General features: G+C 38.8%; 15 protein-coding genes and 3 tRNA genes. 15 read left to right on the top strand and 3 right to left on the bottom strand.

Going from position 1 to position 16,832, the window contains the following annotated elements; all coding sequences use genetic code 11:
* The first annotated feature begins 71 nt into the window (after nt 1-71).
* From CYP43_RS08375 to CYP43_RS08305, 15 genes are read left to right on the top strand one after another with little or no spacing between them, the layout of a single operon-like run.
* Nucleotides 72-461 carry an NAD(P)H-quinone oxidoreductase subunit 3 gene (locus tag CYP43_RS08375; RefSeq protein ID WP_103583235.1) on the top strand — a complete coding sequence of 130 codons (390 nt, stop codon included), beginning with the start codon at nt 72-74 and terminating at the stop codon, nt 459-461.
* Nucleotides 443-955: a NuoB/complex I 20 kDa subunit family protein gene (locus CYP43_RS08370; protein ID WP_103583234.1), complete on the top strand. Its 513-nt coding sequence runs from the start codon at nt 443-445 to the stop codon at nt 953-955. The genes CYP43_RS08375 and CYP43_RS08370 overlap by 19 nt, the downstream gene beginning before the upstream one ends.
* Complete coding sequence (locus tag CYP43_RS08365; RefSeq protein ID WP_103583233.1) at nt 952-1,710, top strand: NADH-quinone oxidoreductase subunit C; 759 nt, start codon at nt 952-954, stop codon at nt 1,708-1,710. The genes CYP43_RS08370 and CYP43_RS08365 overlap by 4 nt, the downstream gene beginning before the upstream one ends.
* Nucleotides 1,707-2,936 carry an NADH dehydrogenase (quinone) subunit D gene (gene nuoD, locus CYP43_RS08360; protein ID WP_103583232.1) on the top strand — a complete coding sequence of 410 codons (1,230 nt, stop codon included), beginning with the start codon at nt 1,707-1,709 and terminating at the stop codon, nt 2,934-2,936. Before CYP43_RS08365 ends, nuoD begins: the two co-directional genes overlap by 4 nt.
* Nucleotides 2,933-3,163: an NADH-ubiquinone oxidoreductase subunit E family protein gene (locus CYP43_RS08355; protein ID WP_072593998.1), complete on the top strand. Its 231-nt coding sequence runs from the start codon at nt 2,933-2,935 to the stop codon at nt 3,161-3,163. The genes nuoD and CYP43_RS08355 overlap by 4 nt, the downstream gene beginning before the upstream one ends.
* Nucleotides 3,160-3,870, top strand: a complete 711-nt coding sequence (locus CYP43_RS08350) for a hypothetical protein (protein ID WP_103583231.1) — start codon at nt 3,160-3,162, stop codon at nt 3,868-3,870. Before CYP43_RS08355 ends, CYP43_RS08350 begins: the two co-directional genes overlap by 4 nt.
* A complete protein-coding gene (locus CYP43_RS08345; RefSeq protein WP_103583230.1) occupies nt 3,867-6,170 on the top strand; it encodes an NADH-quinone oxidoreductase subunit G in 2,304 nt (767 codons plus the stop codon). The genes CYP43_RS08350 and CYP43_RS08345 overlap by 4 nt, the downstream gene beginning before the upstream one ends.
* Entirely contained in the window at nt 6,163-7,158 is a 996-nt protein-coding gene (gene nuoH / locus CYP43_RS08340) for an NADH-quinone oxidoreductase subunit NuoH (protein WP_103583229.1), read from the top strand. The genes CYP43_RS08345 and nuoH overlap by 8 nt, the downstream gene beginning before the upstream one ends.
* 8 nt (nt 7,159-7,166) lie before the next feature.
* A complete protein-coding gene (gene nuoI, locus CYP43_RS08335) occupies nt 7,167-7,814 on the top strand; it encodes an NADH-quinone oxidoreductase subunit NuoI (RefSeq protein WP_103583228.1) in 648 nt (215 codons plus the stop codon).
* The gene (locus tag CYP43_RS08330) at nt 7,807-8,343 is read left to right on the top strand and encodes an NADH-quinone oxidoreductase subunit J (RefSeq protein WP_103583227.1); all 537 of its coding nucleotides are present in this window, start codon (nt 7,807-7,809) and stop codon (nt 8,341-8,343) included. Before nuoI ends, CYP43_RS08330 begins: the two co-directional genes overlap by 8 nt.
* Nucleotides 8,340-8,642: an NADH-quinone oxidoreductase subunit NuoK gene (gene nuoK / locus CYP43_RS08325; protein ID WP_085657926.1), complete on the top strand. Its 303-nt coding sequence runs from the start codon at nt 8,340-8,342 to the stop codon at nt 8,640-8,642. Before CYP43_RS08330 ends, nuoK begins: the two co-directional genes overlap by 4 nt.
* Nucleotides 8,643-8,645: 3 nt before the next feature.
* Nucleotides 8,646-10,484 carry an NADH-quinone oxidoreductase subunit L gene (gene nuoL, locus CYP43_RS08320; RefSeq protein ID WP_103583226.1) on the top strand — a complete coding sequence of 613 codons (1,839 nt, stop codon included), beginning with the start codon at nt 8,646-8,648 and terminating at the stop codon, nt 10,482-10,484.
* Complete coding sequence (locus CYP43_RS08315; protein WP_103583225.1) at nt 10,484-11,995, top strand: NADH-quinone oxidoreductase subunit M; 1,512 nt, start codon at nt 10,484-10,486, stop codon at nt 11,993-11,995. The genes nuoL and CYP43_RS08315 overlap by 1 nt, the downstream gene beginning before the upstream one ends.
* The gene (nuoN, locus tag CYP43_RS08310; RefSeq protein ID WP_103583224.1) at nt 11,992-13,482 is read left to right on the top strand and encodes an NADH-quinone oxidoreductase subunit NuoN; all 1,491 of its coding nucleotides are present in this window, start codon (nt 11,992-11,994) and stop codon (nt 13,480-13,482) included. The genes CYP43_RS08315 and nuoN overlap by 4 nt, the downstream gene beginning before the upstream one ends.
* 22 nt (nt 13,483-13,504) lie before the next feature.
* Nucleotides 13,505-15,880 carry a tetratricopeptide repeat protein gene (locus CYP43_RS08305; protein ID WP_103583351.1) on the top strand — a complete coding sequence of 792 codons (2,376 nt, stop codon included), beginning with the start codon at nt 13,505-13,507 and terminating at the stop codon, nt 15,878-15,880.
* Between the two features lie 555 nt (nt 15,881-16,435).
* On the opposite strand, the gene CYP43_RS08300 is transcribed toward CYP43_RS08305, so the two are convergent.
* The 3 genes from CYP43_RS08300 to CYP43_RS08290 form a co-directional block, all read right to left on the bottom strand.
* Nucleotides 16,436-16,510: transfer RNA gene (locus tag CYP43_RS08300), tRNA-Glu, on the bottom strand.
* Between the two features lie 8 nt (nt 16,511-16,518).
* Nucleotides 16,519-16,594, bottom strand: a tRNA-Lys gene (locus CYP43_RS08295).
* Between the two features lie 114 nt (nt 16,595-16,708).
* Nucleotides 16,709-16,785: transfer RNA gene (locus tag CYP43_RS08290), tRNA-Asp, on the bottom strand.
* Nucleotides 16,786-16,832: the final 47 nt, after the last annotated feature.

The raw sequence follows: 16,832 nt of genomic DNA, 5'->3' as shown, positions 1-16,832 counted from the left end.
TACTCTTAAGCCGTTTCAAGCTCAAATAAATTTAAATTTAGTAGAATCTTAAAAATTAAAAAAGGCAAAGTATGTCACATTCAGAGCTTGAAAGTACCTATTTTGGTGCATTTATCATACTTTTACTAGCGACTTGTTCATTTTGTTTAATAACATTCTTATCTTCAAAAATAAGTAAAAAATTAGCCAACCGCAATACCCAGCGTCTAAAACTTAGCTTTTATGAGTGTGGTCCAACCACCGTAAAACAGCCAAATAAGATAAATATCCACTACTTTTTTTATGGAATTTTATTTATTTTGTTTGATGTTGAAGTCATCTTTATGTATCCGTGGGCGGTGGATTTTAGGCTACTTGGAATTTTTGGACTAATCGAAATGTTGCTTTTTGTGGCGATTTTACTTATCGGCTTTGCTTATGCTTGGCAAAAAGGAGTCTTTAAATGGCAAAGCATCAGATAAATTACGCTTCAAATGGTGGCTTGCCAGTCGTTTTAACAACCGTTGATAGGCTCGTTCAGTGGGGCAGGAGCAACTCGCTTTGGGCACTTAGCTACGGGCTTGCTTGCTGTGCGATCGAGATGATGGCAAGTGGCGCTAGTAGATATGACTTTGATAGATTTGGCACCATTTTTAGGGCAAGTCCAAGACACTCAGAGGTGATGATCATAGCTGGCACGCTAACTAAAAAACACGCTGAGTTTACAAGACGTCTTTATGATCAGATGCCTGAGCCAAAATGGGTCATCTCAATGGGTAGCTGTGCAAACACTGGCGGCATGTTTAACACCTATTCAACCGTTCAAGGTGTTGATAGAATAATACCAGTTGATATCTACATCCCAGGCTGTGCTCCTCGCCCAGAAACGCTTCAATACGCGCTTATGATGCTTCAAAAAAAGATAAGAAAACAAAGTGCATTTAGAGCACAAAAGCCAAGAAAGCTTGAGATATGAGAGAGTATAAGCCAAAAAACGATCTGCAAAAAAAGCAGTACTATAGCGAGAAATTTTATATCGCCAAGCAGACGCCAAAAGAAGCAGCAAGTGGCTCTAAATTTGACGAAGAACTCGCTGTTTTAGAGCAAAGCGGAGTGCAAATTTTATCTAGCTACGTGGAGTTTGATCAGCTTGTAATTTATGTAAATTCTAGTGAAAATTTTAAAGCTCTTGAGACACTAAAAAGCTTTGGTTACGAACAGCTTAGTGAGCTTGCAGCACTTGATTTCATAAATCAAAAAGGTGGATACGAAGTCTTTTATCAGCTTCTTAGCATTAGTAAAAATAGACGCGCTCGTGTAAAATGCTTTGTAAAAAAAGATGAAATGCTAAAAAGCGTTTGCGAGCTTTATAAAAGCGCAAACTGGGCTGAGCGCGAGATGTATGATCTAAGCGGCGTTCTCATTAAAGATCATCCAAATTTAAAGCGCCTCATCATGCCTGATGACTGGCACTCGCACCCACTCTTAAAAAGCTATCCGCTAGTTGGCGACGAGGCTGCCAAATGGTACGAGGTGGATAAAATTTTTGGGCGCGAGCTTAGAGAGCAAATTGGCGAAGAGAACCGCGATCCAGCTTATATTCAAGAGAAAGATACCTTTGGATTTTCAAGGGTGTTTAGCGAAGAATACGAGTATCAAGAAGAAGGTGGCGTAAAATTTGTCAAAAAGGCTAAATTTAACCAGAGCCAGATAGTAAAGGAAAGACCTTGAGCCAGGCACCAAACCGCTTAAAACCATTTTTTGAAAATTTAGAATTTGAGCAAAATGACGGCAAGATGATACTAAATTTTGGCCCACAGCACCCAAGCGCGCATGGTCAGTTAAAGCTTGTGCTTGAGCTTGATGGTGAAAAGGTCGTGCGCGCTATGCCAGAGGTTGGCTTCATGCACCGAGGCGTTGAAAAAATGGCTGAAAATATGACCTATCAGGAATTTATCCCAGTAACTGACAGGGTCGATTACATCGCATCAAGTGCGAATAACTACGCATTTTGCGCGGCCGTGGAGAAGCTTTGCGGTATCGAAGTGCCTCGCCGTGCACAGATCATTAGAGTGATGCTTTTGGAGCTAAACCGCATCAGCTCACACCTTTTATTTTTAGCTACGCACGCCCTTGATGTGGGGGCAATGAGCGTCTTTTTATACGCATTTAGAGAGCGCGAATACGTCCTTGATCTTATAGAAAAATACTGCGGCGCAAGGCTAACTCATAGCTCCATAAGGATTGGTGGCGTGCCGCTTGATCTGCCTGATGGCTGGTGCGAGGAGCTGCTTAAATTTTGTGAGAAATTTCCAAGCGACATCACGCTTTACGAAGATCTGCTAAGCGAAAATAGAATTTGGCAAGCGAGGCTTGTAGATGTGGGCGTAATTAGCAAAGAGCTAGCCCTTAGTACTGGCTGCTCTGGCGTCATGCTAAGAGCAAGCGGCGTCGCACGTGATATAAGAAAAGAGGAGCCATATCTCATCTACGACGAGCTAGACTTTGACGTGCCTTATGCGACACATGGCGACTGCTATGCAAGGTATCTGCTTTACATGAAAGAGATGCGTGAGTGCGTGAAAATTTTAAAGCAGTGCGTTAGCAAGTATCAAACAAGCAGCCCCGCTATCATCGCCGACGCGCCAGATTACGTAAGCGCTTCAAAAGAGCAGATAATGAGCCAAAACTACTCATTAATGCAGCATTTTGTGCTAATAACTCAGGGACTAAAGCCACCAAAAGGTGAAATTTACTTTGCTAGCGAGTCGCCAAAGGGCGAGCTTGGAATTTATATAAACTCAGATGGCAGCGCAAGCCCATATCGTCTAAAAATTCGCACGCCAAGCTTTTGGCACTGCGCTATTTATGAAGATTTATTAGTAGGCCAGTACGTTGCTGACGTCGCTACGATAATTGGTAGCACAAATATCATCTTAGGCGAAGTCGATAGATGAGAAGGGTCGATCTTAGACACTTAAAGAGTGAGTTTTTGAGCGCTCTTGGACAGCAGATAAAGGCTAGCGAGGCTGGCGAAGTGATTATATTTTTATTTGAGATAGGCGATTTTAGTGGTGTGACAAAGGCTGTAAATTTAGCCTATAATCTAAACTGCGAAGTGATGAACTCGCTTAAATTTAACCAAGTTGATTGGGTATTAACCATAAAAAAGGGCAAGATATGAAATTTAATGATTTAATAGCAGGCAAAAGCTTAAGCATTGCAAATTTACTAAGCTTGAGCGATAAAAATTTAGCAAAAAAGATAAAAGAGCATGAGTTTAAATACATCTCTTGCATTGAAGATAGCGAGCTTGGCGGCGAAAATTTAATCCGCTGCGAAATAGGCTCAATAAGCTACGTCTTAGCTCTTCTTTGCAAATACGCAAATTTATCTTGCGATGAGTTTTTTAGCGAGCTTGATGATGGGCTGATAAGTGGCGAGTGCAATGTTGGTGAAGAGGAATTTGAGGAACTTGGCGAGTGGATAAAGGATGTTAAAAATATCATTATTGATGATTCATTTTTTACTCATCCAGATAAAGATGCGATCTTTTGGTTACTTGAAATTTTAGGCAAAAATGTCGTTTTAGCAGGTAGCGAGGTCAAAGAATTTGCAAACATCAAAGAGGTGGACGAGCTAAAAGAGCTTGAAAATTTTGACGGAGCGGTCGTTTATCTAAACAAAAACGCAAGCGATGAGATCGTGGGCGGTGTGCAGTTTGGTATCGTAGCAAAGGCAAAAGATGGCGATATATTAGAGCTTAAGGCAAAAGATTTTAGCGTGAGGGCAAAATTTAAACTAGACCATTCGCTAAAAGGCACAGTTGCGATATTTGGTGCAAAAGAGTTTGATGGATACGCATTTAAGCAAGTAGTAGTTAGTAAATGAAAATAAGCATAAATGATCAAATTTTAGAAGCAGATGAGGGCGAGAGTATCCTAAATATCGCAAGAGCAAATGGAATTTATATCCCAGCTCTTTGCTATCTTAGCGGCTGCTCACCAACTCTTGCTTGTAGGCTTTGCATGGTCGAGACAAACGGCAAAGTAGTTTATAGCTGCAATGCCAAAGCAAAAGAGGATATGCAAATTTACACAAACACGCCAGAAATTATTGCTGAGCGAAACGCAATCATGCAGACTTACTGCGTAAATCATCCGATTCAATGTGGTGTTTGTGACAAAAGTGGCGAATGTGAACTACAAAATTTAACCACACATCTAAAGGTAAATGAACAAAAATTTGCCATCGCCGACACGCACAAACCGCATAAAAAATGGGGGCTAATCAACTACGATCCAGCTCTTTGCATAGTCTGCGAAAGATGTGTCACTGTTTGTAAGGATAGGATCGGAGAGAGTGCACTAAAGACCGTACCAAGGGGCGTTGAGGTGCCAAAAGAGCTAAAAGAGAGTATGCCAAAAGATGCCTACGCGGTCTTTAGCAAGATGCAAAAAAGCTTAATAGGTCCAAGCGTGGGCGAGAGTCTTGACTGCTCGTTTTGTGGCGAGTGTATCAGCGTTTGCCCTACTGGAGCGCTTATTAGTTCGCATTTTCAATATAGCACAAATATCTGGGAGCTAAACCCTATCCCAGCAGCAAATCCACATCAAAGCGATTGCGAGCTAATTTACTATGACGTAAAAGAAAAGAGCACTAGCGATAGAAGTAAGCAAATTTACCGCGTCAGCAATGATTTTACATTTGGCGAAATAAGTGGAGCAGTTAGGTTTGGCTATGACTTTCACAACGAGCTTGCCTGTAAGAATGAAGAGAAATTTGAAGAGATTGTTTTAAATATTAAAAATGGCGCGATCAAAAATATAAAATTTAATAGCTTTATCACGAACGAAGAGGCCCTTATTTTAGAGCGTTTAAGAGAGAAATTTGATCTAAATCTAATAAACAATGAGGCGCTAAATTATCAAAAATTTTTAAATAAATTTAGCGAATTTAGTGGGCTTAGCTCATATAACGCAGACTATGAAGATATTAAAAATAGCGATTTTATCATCACTGCTGGTAGTTTCTTAAGACACGAAAGCCCAGTGACAAGCTTTAAGTTAAATAACGCTTTAAAAATGAATAAAGCAGCTGGAATTTACTTTCATCACATAGCCGATGAGATCGTTAAAAAATATTCTAAAAATTTTATTTGCGTAACGCATGAAGCTGGGAAATTAGAGCAAATTTTACTTTTTATACTTAAAAACTGGGGTGAAAATTTACCTAGCACACTTACATCAAAGTTTGAAAATTTTGATGAAAATTTTGGCTTAGATGTACCGGCCTTAAGTGATAGCAAAAGCAATTTTACGCTCATTTTAGGAAGCGATTTTTACACGGATGAAAATGCGAATTTACTAGCCGCACTTACTGGAGTGATCACTAGAGCTACGCCGTTTCGTGTGATGCTAATACCACCACGCACAAACTCACTTGGCGTTGCTAAAATTTGCACTCTTGCAAGCGAGAAAAAGCCTGGCAAGACGCTTGGCTATAACGAAAATGGTGATTATAAATTTAGTATTTTTGAAGGCGATATCGATGCTAGCGCGCTAAATCAGCAAGAAGGAACATTTACAAGCATAAATAACGCCTTAGTGCCAACAAATGTGGCGATACCGCACAAAGGATATTTTTTAAACGACATCGCAAACGCACTTGGGTTAATGGCTAAAAATACGATTGATTACACGCCAAATTTACCAAAAGAAAAGGGTTATAAAGGCATTAAATTTGATAATTTAGAAAATTTTTATGCAAATGACGGCACAAGTCACAGAGGCTATAAGCTTGAAATTTCAAATTTCACGCCAAATGATGATATAGAGCCACTTTTAAAAGATAGCAAGAGTATAAATTTAAAAGGCGACGAAGTACTTATAAGTCTTGCAAATCCTATAAATTTGCCATCATTTTTTGCAAACTATGCCACGCAAACAGCCAAAAGAGCGAAGCTTTATGCAAGTAGCGAATTTATGGCTAAATTTGAAATTTCACAAAATGAAGCGATTATTTTAGAAAAAGATGGGCACAAGCTTGCCATTTGCGTGGAGCTTGATAGCGAACTTGGCGGAGTTGGTGCGTATTTAGGTGATTATGACAATAAGCTTGATGTGGGGGTTATTATATTTAATGGCAAAAGCTACGCCACAGTTAAAATCATAAAGGCAAAAAATGAGTGAAACACTATTTTTTGTGCTAAGCACTATCATTAAAGCCGTGGTTATCTTAGCCGTCATGGCAAGCCTTGCAGGAATAGCAACTTATGCTGAGAGAAAGGTACTAGCCTACATGCAGCGCCGCGTTGGACCTGATATGGTAGGGCCAGCTGGAATTTTACAGATAGTAGCTGACATGATAAAACTCTTTACAAAAGAGGACATCGTACCAGCAAATGCAAATAAATTTATCTTTCTAATAGCGCCTCTCATCTCTGCTATCGCGGCATTTGCAGCGCTTGCGCCTGTGCCATTTTTACCTGAGTTTGAAATTTTTGGACATACATTACGTCCGATTCTCTCAGATATAAATGTTGGTATTTTATACATCGCTGGCGTGGCAGCGGTTTGCGTCTTTTCGCCACTTGCAGCTGGCCTTGCAAGCTATAATAAATTTGCTCTAATTAGCGCAGCTCGCGCAGTAGTCTCACTTCTTAGTTTCGAAATAGTCGCTGGCATGGCTCTTTTAAGCGTCGTAATGGTAACTAGCTCACTCTCACTTGTGGATATAAACAACTATCAAAAAGGAATTTTTGGCTGGCTTATATTCAAGCAGCCCCTTGCCTTTTTGCTCTTTTTAATAGCAAGCTTTGTGGAGTGCAATAGAACGCCATTTTGCTTAACAGAAAACGAAACAGAGATAGTAGCAGGCTATGGCACCGAGTATAGCGGCATGAGATGGGCGATGTTTTTCATCGGCGAGTACACAAATATGATCGCTGCTAGCATCATCATTACGATTTTATTTTTAGGTGGATTTAACGAATTTTTATTTATCCCAGGTGCTTTGATGATCATCTTAAAATCAAGCATTGTCTTTTTCTTTTTTCTTTGGGTAAGGGCTTCATGGGCACATTTAAGAGTTGATCAGTTAAGTGTATTTTGCTGGAAATTTTTGCTTCCGCTTGGAATTTTAAATATCGTAATCACTGGCTTTATACTACTAATCTAAGGCAAAAAATGAGTGAGAAAAAATATATTTTAATAGATGAAAAGTTAAAGCCAAAGAGTACGTTTGATAAATTTAAGCACTTCATCGCTATCACATTTAAGCCTGATCTTTTGATCGGACTAAAAGTCACGATAAAGCAGATGCTCTTTAGTAAGTCACATACTTTAAAATACCCTATACAAAAGATGCAGCTAAACGCTAGATATAGGGGTATTCACAAGCTTTTAAAATTTGTTGAAAGTGAAAATGAACGTTGCATTGGGTGCGGGTTATGTGAGAAAATTTGCGTTAGCAACTGCATTTCGATGAAGACTTCACTTGGCGAAGATGGGCGCAAAAAGGTCGCAAGCTACTCGATAAATTTAAGTAGATGCGTGTATTGTGGATTTTGCGCTGATGTTTGTCCTGAGCTTGCGATAGTTTGCGGACAAGAGTACGAAGTCGCAAGTGAGAGCAGGATTATATTTGGCACAAAAGATGAGTTTTTGACAAAGGATAAATTTTTAAAAGATCAAAGCGAGTTTGAAGGATACGGAGCGCTTCCTGAAAATTCTGACAGCTTAATCAAAAAGACTCCAAATGCATTTATAAGCGAGAGTGAAAATGAGACAAATTCGATGAGCGATATAAATTTACAAAGAGTGAAAAATGTATGAGAGCTTTGCATTTTATCTTTTTAGTGCCTTGATTTTGGTGAGCTTTTCTTTTAGCGTATTTTGTAAAAACGCATTAAACGCAGTCTCAGCTTTGGCTGCTGGCATGGTCTTTATCTCGGCTATATTTTTCTTACTTGGAGCGGAATTTCTAGGCGTAGTGCAGATCATCGTATACACAGGTGCTGTGGTCGTTTTATATGCATTTGCGATGATGTTTTTTGATAGCAGTAAAGAGTGTGAGCCAAAAAGTAGCAAAAAAGCAAAGATCACCATCTATCTTTTAAGTAGCTTTATAGCGCTTCTTTTGATATTTATATTTTTAGTACCTATTTATGGTGCAAAATTTGATGGATTAAGTCCCATTGCTAGCGAGCTTGGCAATATCGAGGCTATTGGAATTTTACTTTTTAGCAAGTATTTGATCGCTTTTGAGATGTGTGCTGTAATGCTTCTTGTGGCAATGGTTGCTGGCATTATCTTAATACATAAAGACCTAAATACTCAAAATACGCTAGAGGAGATGCTATGATAGGACTTACTCACTACCTCATCCTTGCAAGTCTGGTCTTTGTCATAGGGCTAATTGGCATAATGCGAAGAAGAAATTTGATTATGCTATTTTTCTCAAGTGAAATTTTACTAAACTCGGCAAATATCGCACTCGCGGCTATCTCAAAATACCACTTTGATCTAACTGGACAAATAGTTGCATTTTTTATAGTGGCTATCGCTGCTAGCGAGGTCGCTGTGGGGTTAGGGCTACTCGTGCTTTGGTATAAAAAGACTGGCAGCATTAGCCTAGATTCGATGACAAATATGAAAGGCTAAGAGATGACTTTATTTTGCATTTCACTATTTTTCCCGCTTCTTAGCTTTATCGTTTCTGGACTTTTTTCGCATAGCAGTAAAAATTTACTAATTGGTGTTTTTTGCTCACTTCTCATGGTTATTAGCACAACTGCCTCACTCATGCTAGCAGCCAGTCTTGGCATAGATGAGCCTCTAAATTTATCACTAAAAGAGTTTATAAATTTTGGCGGTTTGGATTTAAATTTTGGCTTCTACCTCGACGCCATTAGCCTTGTTATGCTTAGCACCGTTGGCGTGGTCGCAAGCATCGTGCATATCTACTCGGTTGGCTATATGAAAGACGATGCGAGCTTTAACCGCTTTTTTAGCTACTTGGGGCTCTTTGTCTTTTGTATGAACGTCCTTGTCTCAAGCGATAACTTTATAGGGCTATTTATTGGCTGGGAGGGTGTTGGACTTTGCTCGTGGTTACTCATTGGCTTTTGGTATAAAAGGCCTAGCGCAAACGTCGCTGCAAACGAAGCCTTTGTGATGAATAGAGTGGCTGACCTTGCCATGCTTGTTGGCATTTTTTATATATTTTATAGCTTTGGCTCACTTAAATTTAGCGAGGTTTTTAACGCTAGAAGCGACCTTTCTGGGCTAAATTTAGGCATCATCGCCACACTTCTTTTTATAGGCGCTATGGGTAAAAGCGCGCAGTTTCCATTTCACACTTGGCTTGCAAACGCCATGGAGGGCCCAACGCCGGTTTCTGCCCTCATCCACGCTGCGACCATGGTAACAGCTGGCGTCTATCTAGTCATACGCGCAAATTTCATCTTTACAAACGTGCCTGAAGTCTCGCACTTTATCGCCTGCCTTGGTGCATTTGTAGCGGTTTTTGCAGCAAGCATCGCACTTGTGCATAACGACCTTAAAAAAATAGTCGCCTACTCGACACTCTCACAGCTTGGCTATATGTTCGTAGCTGCTGGACTTGGCGCTTATAAGATTGCACTTTTTCACCTTGTCACGCACGCATTTTTCAAATCACTTCTCTTTTTATGCGCTGGCAACGTCATGCACGCGATGAATGATGAGCTAAATATCAAAAAAATGGGCGGACTTTATAAATTTATGAAACCAACTGCACTCCTTTCTATCATCGCAAGCTGTGCGCTAGCTGGATTTTATCCATTTGCTGGCTTTTTCTCTAAAGATAAAATTTTAGAGGTTGCCTTTAGTGAAAATAAATTTTTATGGATCATTTTACTCTTTGGTGCTGTACTTACGGCATTTTATAGCTTTAGGCTTGTTATGCTCGTCTTTTTTACAAAGCCAAAGAGCGAGAAACACGTGCATGAAGCTAAAAACTATATGCTAGCTGGCATGGGCGTACTTGGAATTCTCTCAGTCATAAGTGGCTTTTTTTGGAGCAACTTTAGTAAGTTTTTAGAAAAAAGTTTAAAAGATTTTCCACTAAATTTATCTCACGGTAGTGAAATTTTCTTGCTCGTTTTAACACTTAGCCTAGTGCTAGCAAGTGCTGGCTTTGCTATATTTGCCTATAAAAGAGAAATTTTTAAAGAGAGTGTTTGTGAGAGCAGAATTTATAAAATTTTGCAAAATGCCTACTTTATCCCAAAATTTTACGAGAAATTTTTCATAAATGGCTATATGTTAATTTCACAAATTTGTAAGAAATTTGACGAGATGATAATCGATCGTAGTGTCGATCTAGTCGCAACAGCGCTAAATAAATTTGCATTTTTAGCAAACAAAATGCAAAGTGGCGACTTAAGCATCATGCTTAGATTTATGGTTGCAGGATTTGCCTTGCTTTTAAGCTTTATATTTTTATTAAACGGAGCCAAATAATGCTAAGTGTAATCATATTTTTCCCTGCAATAAGCGCAATACTTGGCTTTTTGATAGAAAATAAAAGCATCAAATTTTATGGAGCAAGCATCGCTCTCATAGAGCTTTTACTAGCCATTTTTATCTGCGTCAATGTTGATTTTCAGGGTTATGACTTTGTTTTAACGCATCAAGTCCCACTCATACCAAGCTTTAACATTAGCTATTTTGTCGGCATCGACACCATTTCGCTAGCACTTATCGTACTTAGTGCATTTATGAGCTTCATCTCTATCGCCGCACTTAGCGATGATGGAAATTTAAAGCACCTTGTTATTAGCGTGCTCTTTTTAGAGAGCACGATGATGGGCGTCTTTAGCGCACTTGATATGATCTTGTTTTATAGCTTTTGGGAGCTTAGCCTCATACCGCTACTTTACATCATCGGCGCATTTGGTAGCAAAAATAGAATTTACGCGGCGATCAAATTTTTCATCTATACATTTTTGGGCTCTGTCTTTATGCTAGTAGCGATCATTTTTATCGGCTATTTGTGCTATCAAAAAAGCGGCGTTTTTAGCTTTAGCTTGCTTGACTGGTATAAGCTTGGTATCGGGCAAAGTGCTCAAATTTGGCTATTTTTAGCATTTTTCTTTGCCTTTGGTGTGAAAACCCCATTATTTCCATTTCACACGTGGCTACCTTACGCACACGGACAGGCTCCGACTATCGGCTCGGTGCTGCTTGCTAGCGTGCTTTTAAAGATGGGTACTTATGGCTTTGTGAGATTTTCACTTCCACTTTTTCCAGATGCGAGCCTGCTTTTAAGCGGCTTTGTCTGCGTCATAGCCATCATTATGATCATCTACGCAGCCCTTGTTGCCTACGCGCAAAGCGATATGAAGCAAGTGATCGCTTATAGCTCCATTTCACACATGGGCGTCATCATGCTTGGCATTTTTTCACTAAATTTAATAGGCCTTGGTGGCTCAATATTTTTGATGATAAGCCACGGCATCGTAAGTGGCGCGCTATTTTTGTTAGTTGGCGTCATCTACGAGAGGGCTCATACCAAAGAAATTTGCGAATTTGGCGGACTTGCTAAGGTGATGCCAAAGTATGCGCTTATATTTTTTATAGCAACGCTTGCAAGTATCGGCCTTCCACTAACGATCGGTTTTGTGGGTGAGTTTTTGAGCCTTCTTGGCGTCTTTAAGCTAAATAAGTTCTTTGCGCTACTTGGTGGTTTTAGTATCATCGTGGGCGCCGTTTATATGCTGGTACTTTATAAAAGAGTCTTTTTTGGCGAGTGCAAGGAGAAAAATTTAAGCCTTAAGGATCTAAATTTTAAAGAGTTAGCCACTCTTGTGCCACTTTGCTTACTCATCATCACCCTTGGTATCGCTCCAAATTTAATCCTAAAGCCGCTTGAGCCAAGCGTGCAAAATATCATAAGCAAAATGCAAACTAGAGCCATAAATAGTGACACAAAGGATAAAATTTTATCTTTAAATGGCGGGAGCAAACTATGAACGAAATAGCCTTTTTAGACCTTAAAGAAATTTCTTTATCTTCGGTTGCTCCGATGCTTAGTATGATAATCTTTTCGCTTTTTATCTTAATCGTTGGCACCATAAAAAAAGATCTCTCAAGAAATTTCTACTGCGTATTTTGTATCATCGCAATATTTGTAAATGTGGGCCTAATACTTGATTTTAACGGTCTTAGCCTTAGCTTTTGGGATATGCTTTTAGTTGATGGAGTTTCGGTCATCTCTCAAGTCATCATCCTAATCGCCTCAGCCCTTTTTATCCCGCTTGCACTTAGCACAAAAGAGTATTTTGAGTATAAAATTTATGAGTATTACGCTCTATTTTTGTTTATGATCGCTGGCTTTTTATTTATGGTGAGCTCAAATAACCTACTCATCATCTTTTTAGGCCTTGAGATCAGCTCGCTTTGCCTCTACACCCTAATCGCCCTTCACAACAAGGCAAAAAGCGTAGAAGCTGCCATTAAATACTTTGCTATGGGCTCGCTCTCAGCTGGCTTTTTTGCAATGGCAATAGCGATGTTTTATCTAGCCACAAACTCAATAGACATCGCTCGTATCGGCGTTATAATAAAAGATCTTAGCCTAAATCAAAATTTGATCATTTTATTAGGCTGCGTTTTCATCGCCTCTGCCATTGGTTTTAAGCTCTCACTCATACCATTTCACACGTGGATACCAGATGTTTATGAGGGTTCAAATGCCCCATTAGCAGGCTATATGTCGATTGTGCCAAAGGTAGCGGCATTTATTGTCGCACTTCGCGTCTTTGCCATGCTTGAAGCCTCGCAAATTTCGTGGATAAAAGACCTACTTTACATCATCGCCGTGCTTACGATGAGCCTTGCAAATATCATGGCTCTAGTACAAAAAGACGTTAAAAGGATGCTAGCCTTTAGCTCCATAGCTCACGCTGGTGTCGTGCTTTGCGCGCTTGTGGCAAATTCTCACGAGGCAAATGTCGCCTTGTTTTTCTACTGGATCATGTTTTTGTTTGCAAATTTGGGCGCATTTTCTATGCTCTGGGTGGCAAGGTGCGACGATGTCGTCTGCTGGGATAAGCGTTTTAAGCATCCATTTGAGAAATTTTCAGGGCTTATTAAAATTTTGCCAAGCTACGCCGTGATAATGGGAATTTTCATGATCGCCCTTGCTGGCATTCCGCCTTTTAGCGTCTTTTGGGGCAAGATGGTGCTTATCTCATCGCTCATAAAGTCTAATTACGTCGTTCTTAGCGTTATAATCATGATAAATTCTGCTATTGCGATTTATTACTATTTAAAGCTAATCGTCTTTATGTTTCTAAAAGAGCCGATCGTAAAAGATAAAAATCTCTACACCGCAAATATCTCGATGGCACTAAAGGTAATAGTTGGCATCGCAGTGGCCGGAACAGTCTTTGCTTTTTTGTTTTCTGGGGCGATTTTGGAATTTATTGAGCATTTTGTCTTTGCTTCAGGATTTTAGAAAATTTAACTATAATTGCGGCATGAAAAAGCTCTTAATTATTTTATTTTTTCCGCTTTATCTAACCGCTTTTAATCTTAGCCTAAATAGCGGCGCAAATGGCGATAAACCTTATAGCGTTCTTCAGCTAAGCGATGAGCAAGAATTTGAATGTGTGGAGCAAATTTTAGCCTATGATACAAAGCGTTATGTCTGCATGCTCGATGATGGAATTTTGCCCAACATCGAAGATACGACGCTACCACTAATGGACATAAAGTACAAAAAGCAAGATGGCAAGCTCTTTATCGTGATCATGCCAAAAGCACCATCAAAGTTACTAAACGTTCAGACTGAGCTTTACAACAATCCAAGCGTGCAAGACACGCCAAGAACCAGCATCTCAAAGCACTTTAGCATCATCATCGACACCTCTTTGGTAGAGAGTAGCAAAAAGAGATCTGGGCTAAACTTCGCCCCTGACTTTAAAGATATGCTAAGTCCCAGCATCGGGGCACTAGATCTTAATAAAGCTCCCATTACCGGACTAGATAGCAACGATATAGATATCTATATAAATATAAAAAGAGCCTACGAAAAAGGCGCTTTTGAAAGCGTAGTAAAAGATACTCAAACTGCGATAAAAAGACACCCAAAGAGTCTTTTTTCCAGCGAATTTTTACTTTACAGACTAAGGGCGCTTGATAAAATTTTTGAAACAAAAAGCGAGCTTGAAGAGCTTGAGCCAAAAGATATCGTAAGTGAAGGTAGGGCTTGGATCAGAAAATTTCCATCTGATGAAAACTATCCAGAAGTGCTATATCTAATCGCTAGAGCCTACCTAAAAGATAGCATTGCAAGTGATGCAAAATATATGCTTGATATCTTAAACGAAGAGCATGCAAACTCAAAATTTACGAAACTTGCAGCGCTTGATTACGCTGATTATCTCTATAAAATAGGCAGACAAAAAGAAGCGCTAAAAGACTATGAAAAAGTGCTTTACTCTACAAACGACATCGACCTTGCAAGTAGAGCAGCACTAAGCCTAGCTGATGCAAATATTGATAAAGAAAAATTTGATGAAGCAAAGAAATTCATACTAAAAATCGCAAATGCGAATGAAAAATTTTTTATGAACAACCCAACAAAGTCAATGAATCTTGCAACTACATTTGCAAGTAAAGATATGCCTGATGTGGCTGCTAAAATTTATGAAATCTTGATAAATAATAGCGATAGGACGAAAGATTTTTATGAAGTTGCTTTAAAAAATTTAGCACTAAATCTAGCCAAAACAAAAGATGAGAAAAAAGCATACGAATACTTAAATAGATATGAGACAGAGTTTAAATATGGTGATTATATCGATGATGTGACTAAAGCAAAAGATGGATTATTTTTTGAAGAAAAGGATAAAAATGCTACTGCACTTCATGCTAGATATAAAGAGCTAATTGAAAAATATGCTGGGACAAATATTAGCCAAAAGGCTTTAATAAGCGAGCTTGAGCTGGATATTAAAGAGCGTAAATTCTCCGATGCACTATCTTACAAAACCATGGCAAAAGATGGAAATTTAAGTAAGGCAATGGAGCTGATAAATGAGGCTGCGCTAGAGCTTACAAAAGAGTATTTTATGAAAGATGATTGCACGGCTGTTATAAATTTGCTTGAAAACTACGATATAAATAAAATCTCATTACCGCAATTTAAGCTCTTTAACTGCTATTACAGAACGGCCCGCTACAACGATGCACTTGAGCTGGCAAAAGCTCATGCAAAAGATGAAAATTTAGAAGATAGAGTCGAGTGGCTGGTAAATTTGAGCAAAATTTTATATAAAAATAAAGACTACGAGCATGCGATCATTGCTGCAAATGACGCACTTTCACTTGGCTCATCAGTCGAATACTCAGATCCAACACCATCTCTTTTTGACAGATTTTACTCATTGCTTGCATTAAAACGCTTTACGGAGGCGATCTCAACCATTAGTGCTATCGAACAGCTAAGAGGCCAAGACTTTAAGATTATCGAAGCATATACAGCTATAAGTGACTATGCGATGAAAAGTAATGACTACGCCATCGCTACAACGTATGCTAAAAAAGCTCTTGAACTACAAACAAAAGCCAAGATAAATACATTTTCACCAAAGATAAATTTTAACTACTCAGAAGCTTCACTAAAGACAGATAACCTAAGTGAGGCACTTGACGAGGCGAAATTTATACTAAACATGAAGCTTGAGCCAGAAGATCGCTTACACGCTTTAAATTTGATAAGCGAAATTTATATAAGACAAAAGCAGTTTAAGTTGGCTAGGCCTTATTTAAATGAGTGCTCTGACTCAAATTTTGTAAGCCCGTATAAAGATGCTTGCAAAGCTAAGCTTGATATGATAGGCAAAAACTAAATACAAAAAGATAGCTTGTTTTGCTAGTTTTATATTTAAGTTTAAAATTAGTAGGCTTTATTTTTGCTATTTAAGCCAAGCTTTCTTTAATTACGTATTTAATTTTCTATATTGCCATCAAATGCTCTTTATTACAAAAAGAACTATATTTTATCTTAAGCCCTAATATATTTTTACGCATGAATCCTGGCTGGTATGATCTTAAATTTTAAGCACCTTTCTTTATTAACAAATGTAGGCTGTTTTACGATTTATAAGCTTAAAAATTAAAAATACTTAATGAATTTTGCCCAGTAGATCAAAGCAAAAAACTTGTAACGCTATGTAATCACGTTTCTATGATGTACTTTTATTATATTTATAAAGATTTTTTAGCTTACTACAAGCTAACTTCTAGAATTTATCGCTTAATACACACTCATTAAGCACAATATTATAAAAATTGATTTTTACGTTTTTAATAGCAATTTGCCAAGCAAATAAGTATACATTTTTAAGAAATTTTCTATAAAAATTTCTGTGTAGCAAATTAAAAAGAAAAAAGGATTAGAAAAATGGTGACCCATACGAGACTCGAACTCGTGTTACCAACGTGAGAGGCTGGTGTCCTAACCGCTAGACGAATGGGCCAAAATGGATGGTGCCCCGTGTAGGCCTCGAACCTACGACCCCATCATTAAGAGTGATATGCTCTACCAACTGAGCTAACGAGGCAAAAACCATAATACAAAATATAAAGCCTAATTTTAGAACTAATAATCTTAAAATCTAAATTTTATCACTCAATAATAAGAAAATTTATAATAACCTTAAACTAAGGTTTAGAGATGGCGCAGCGGACGGGGCTCGAACCCGCGACCTCCGCCGTGACAGGGCGGCATTCTAACCAACTGAACTACCGCTGCACCTAAAATGGTGGTCGCTATAAGACTCGAACTTATGACATCCACCT

Origin of the sequence: Campylobacter concisus (genome assembly GCF_002913045.1) — a bacterium.
In the GTDB taxonomy this organism is placed as follows: domain Bacteria; phylum Campylobacterota; class Campylobacteria; order Campylobacterales; family Campylobacteraceae; genus Campylobacter_A; species Campylobacter_A concisus_AP.
The sequence above is the reverse complement of the archived record's forward strand: the minus strand, read 5'-3'. Positions and strand labels throughout refer to the sequence as shown.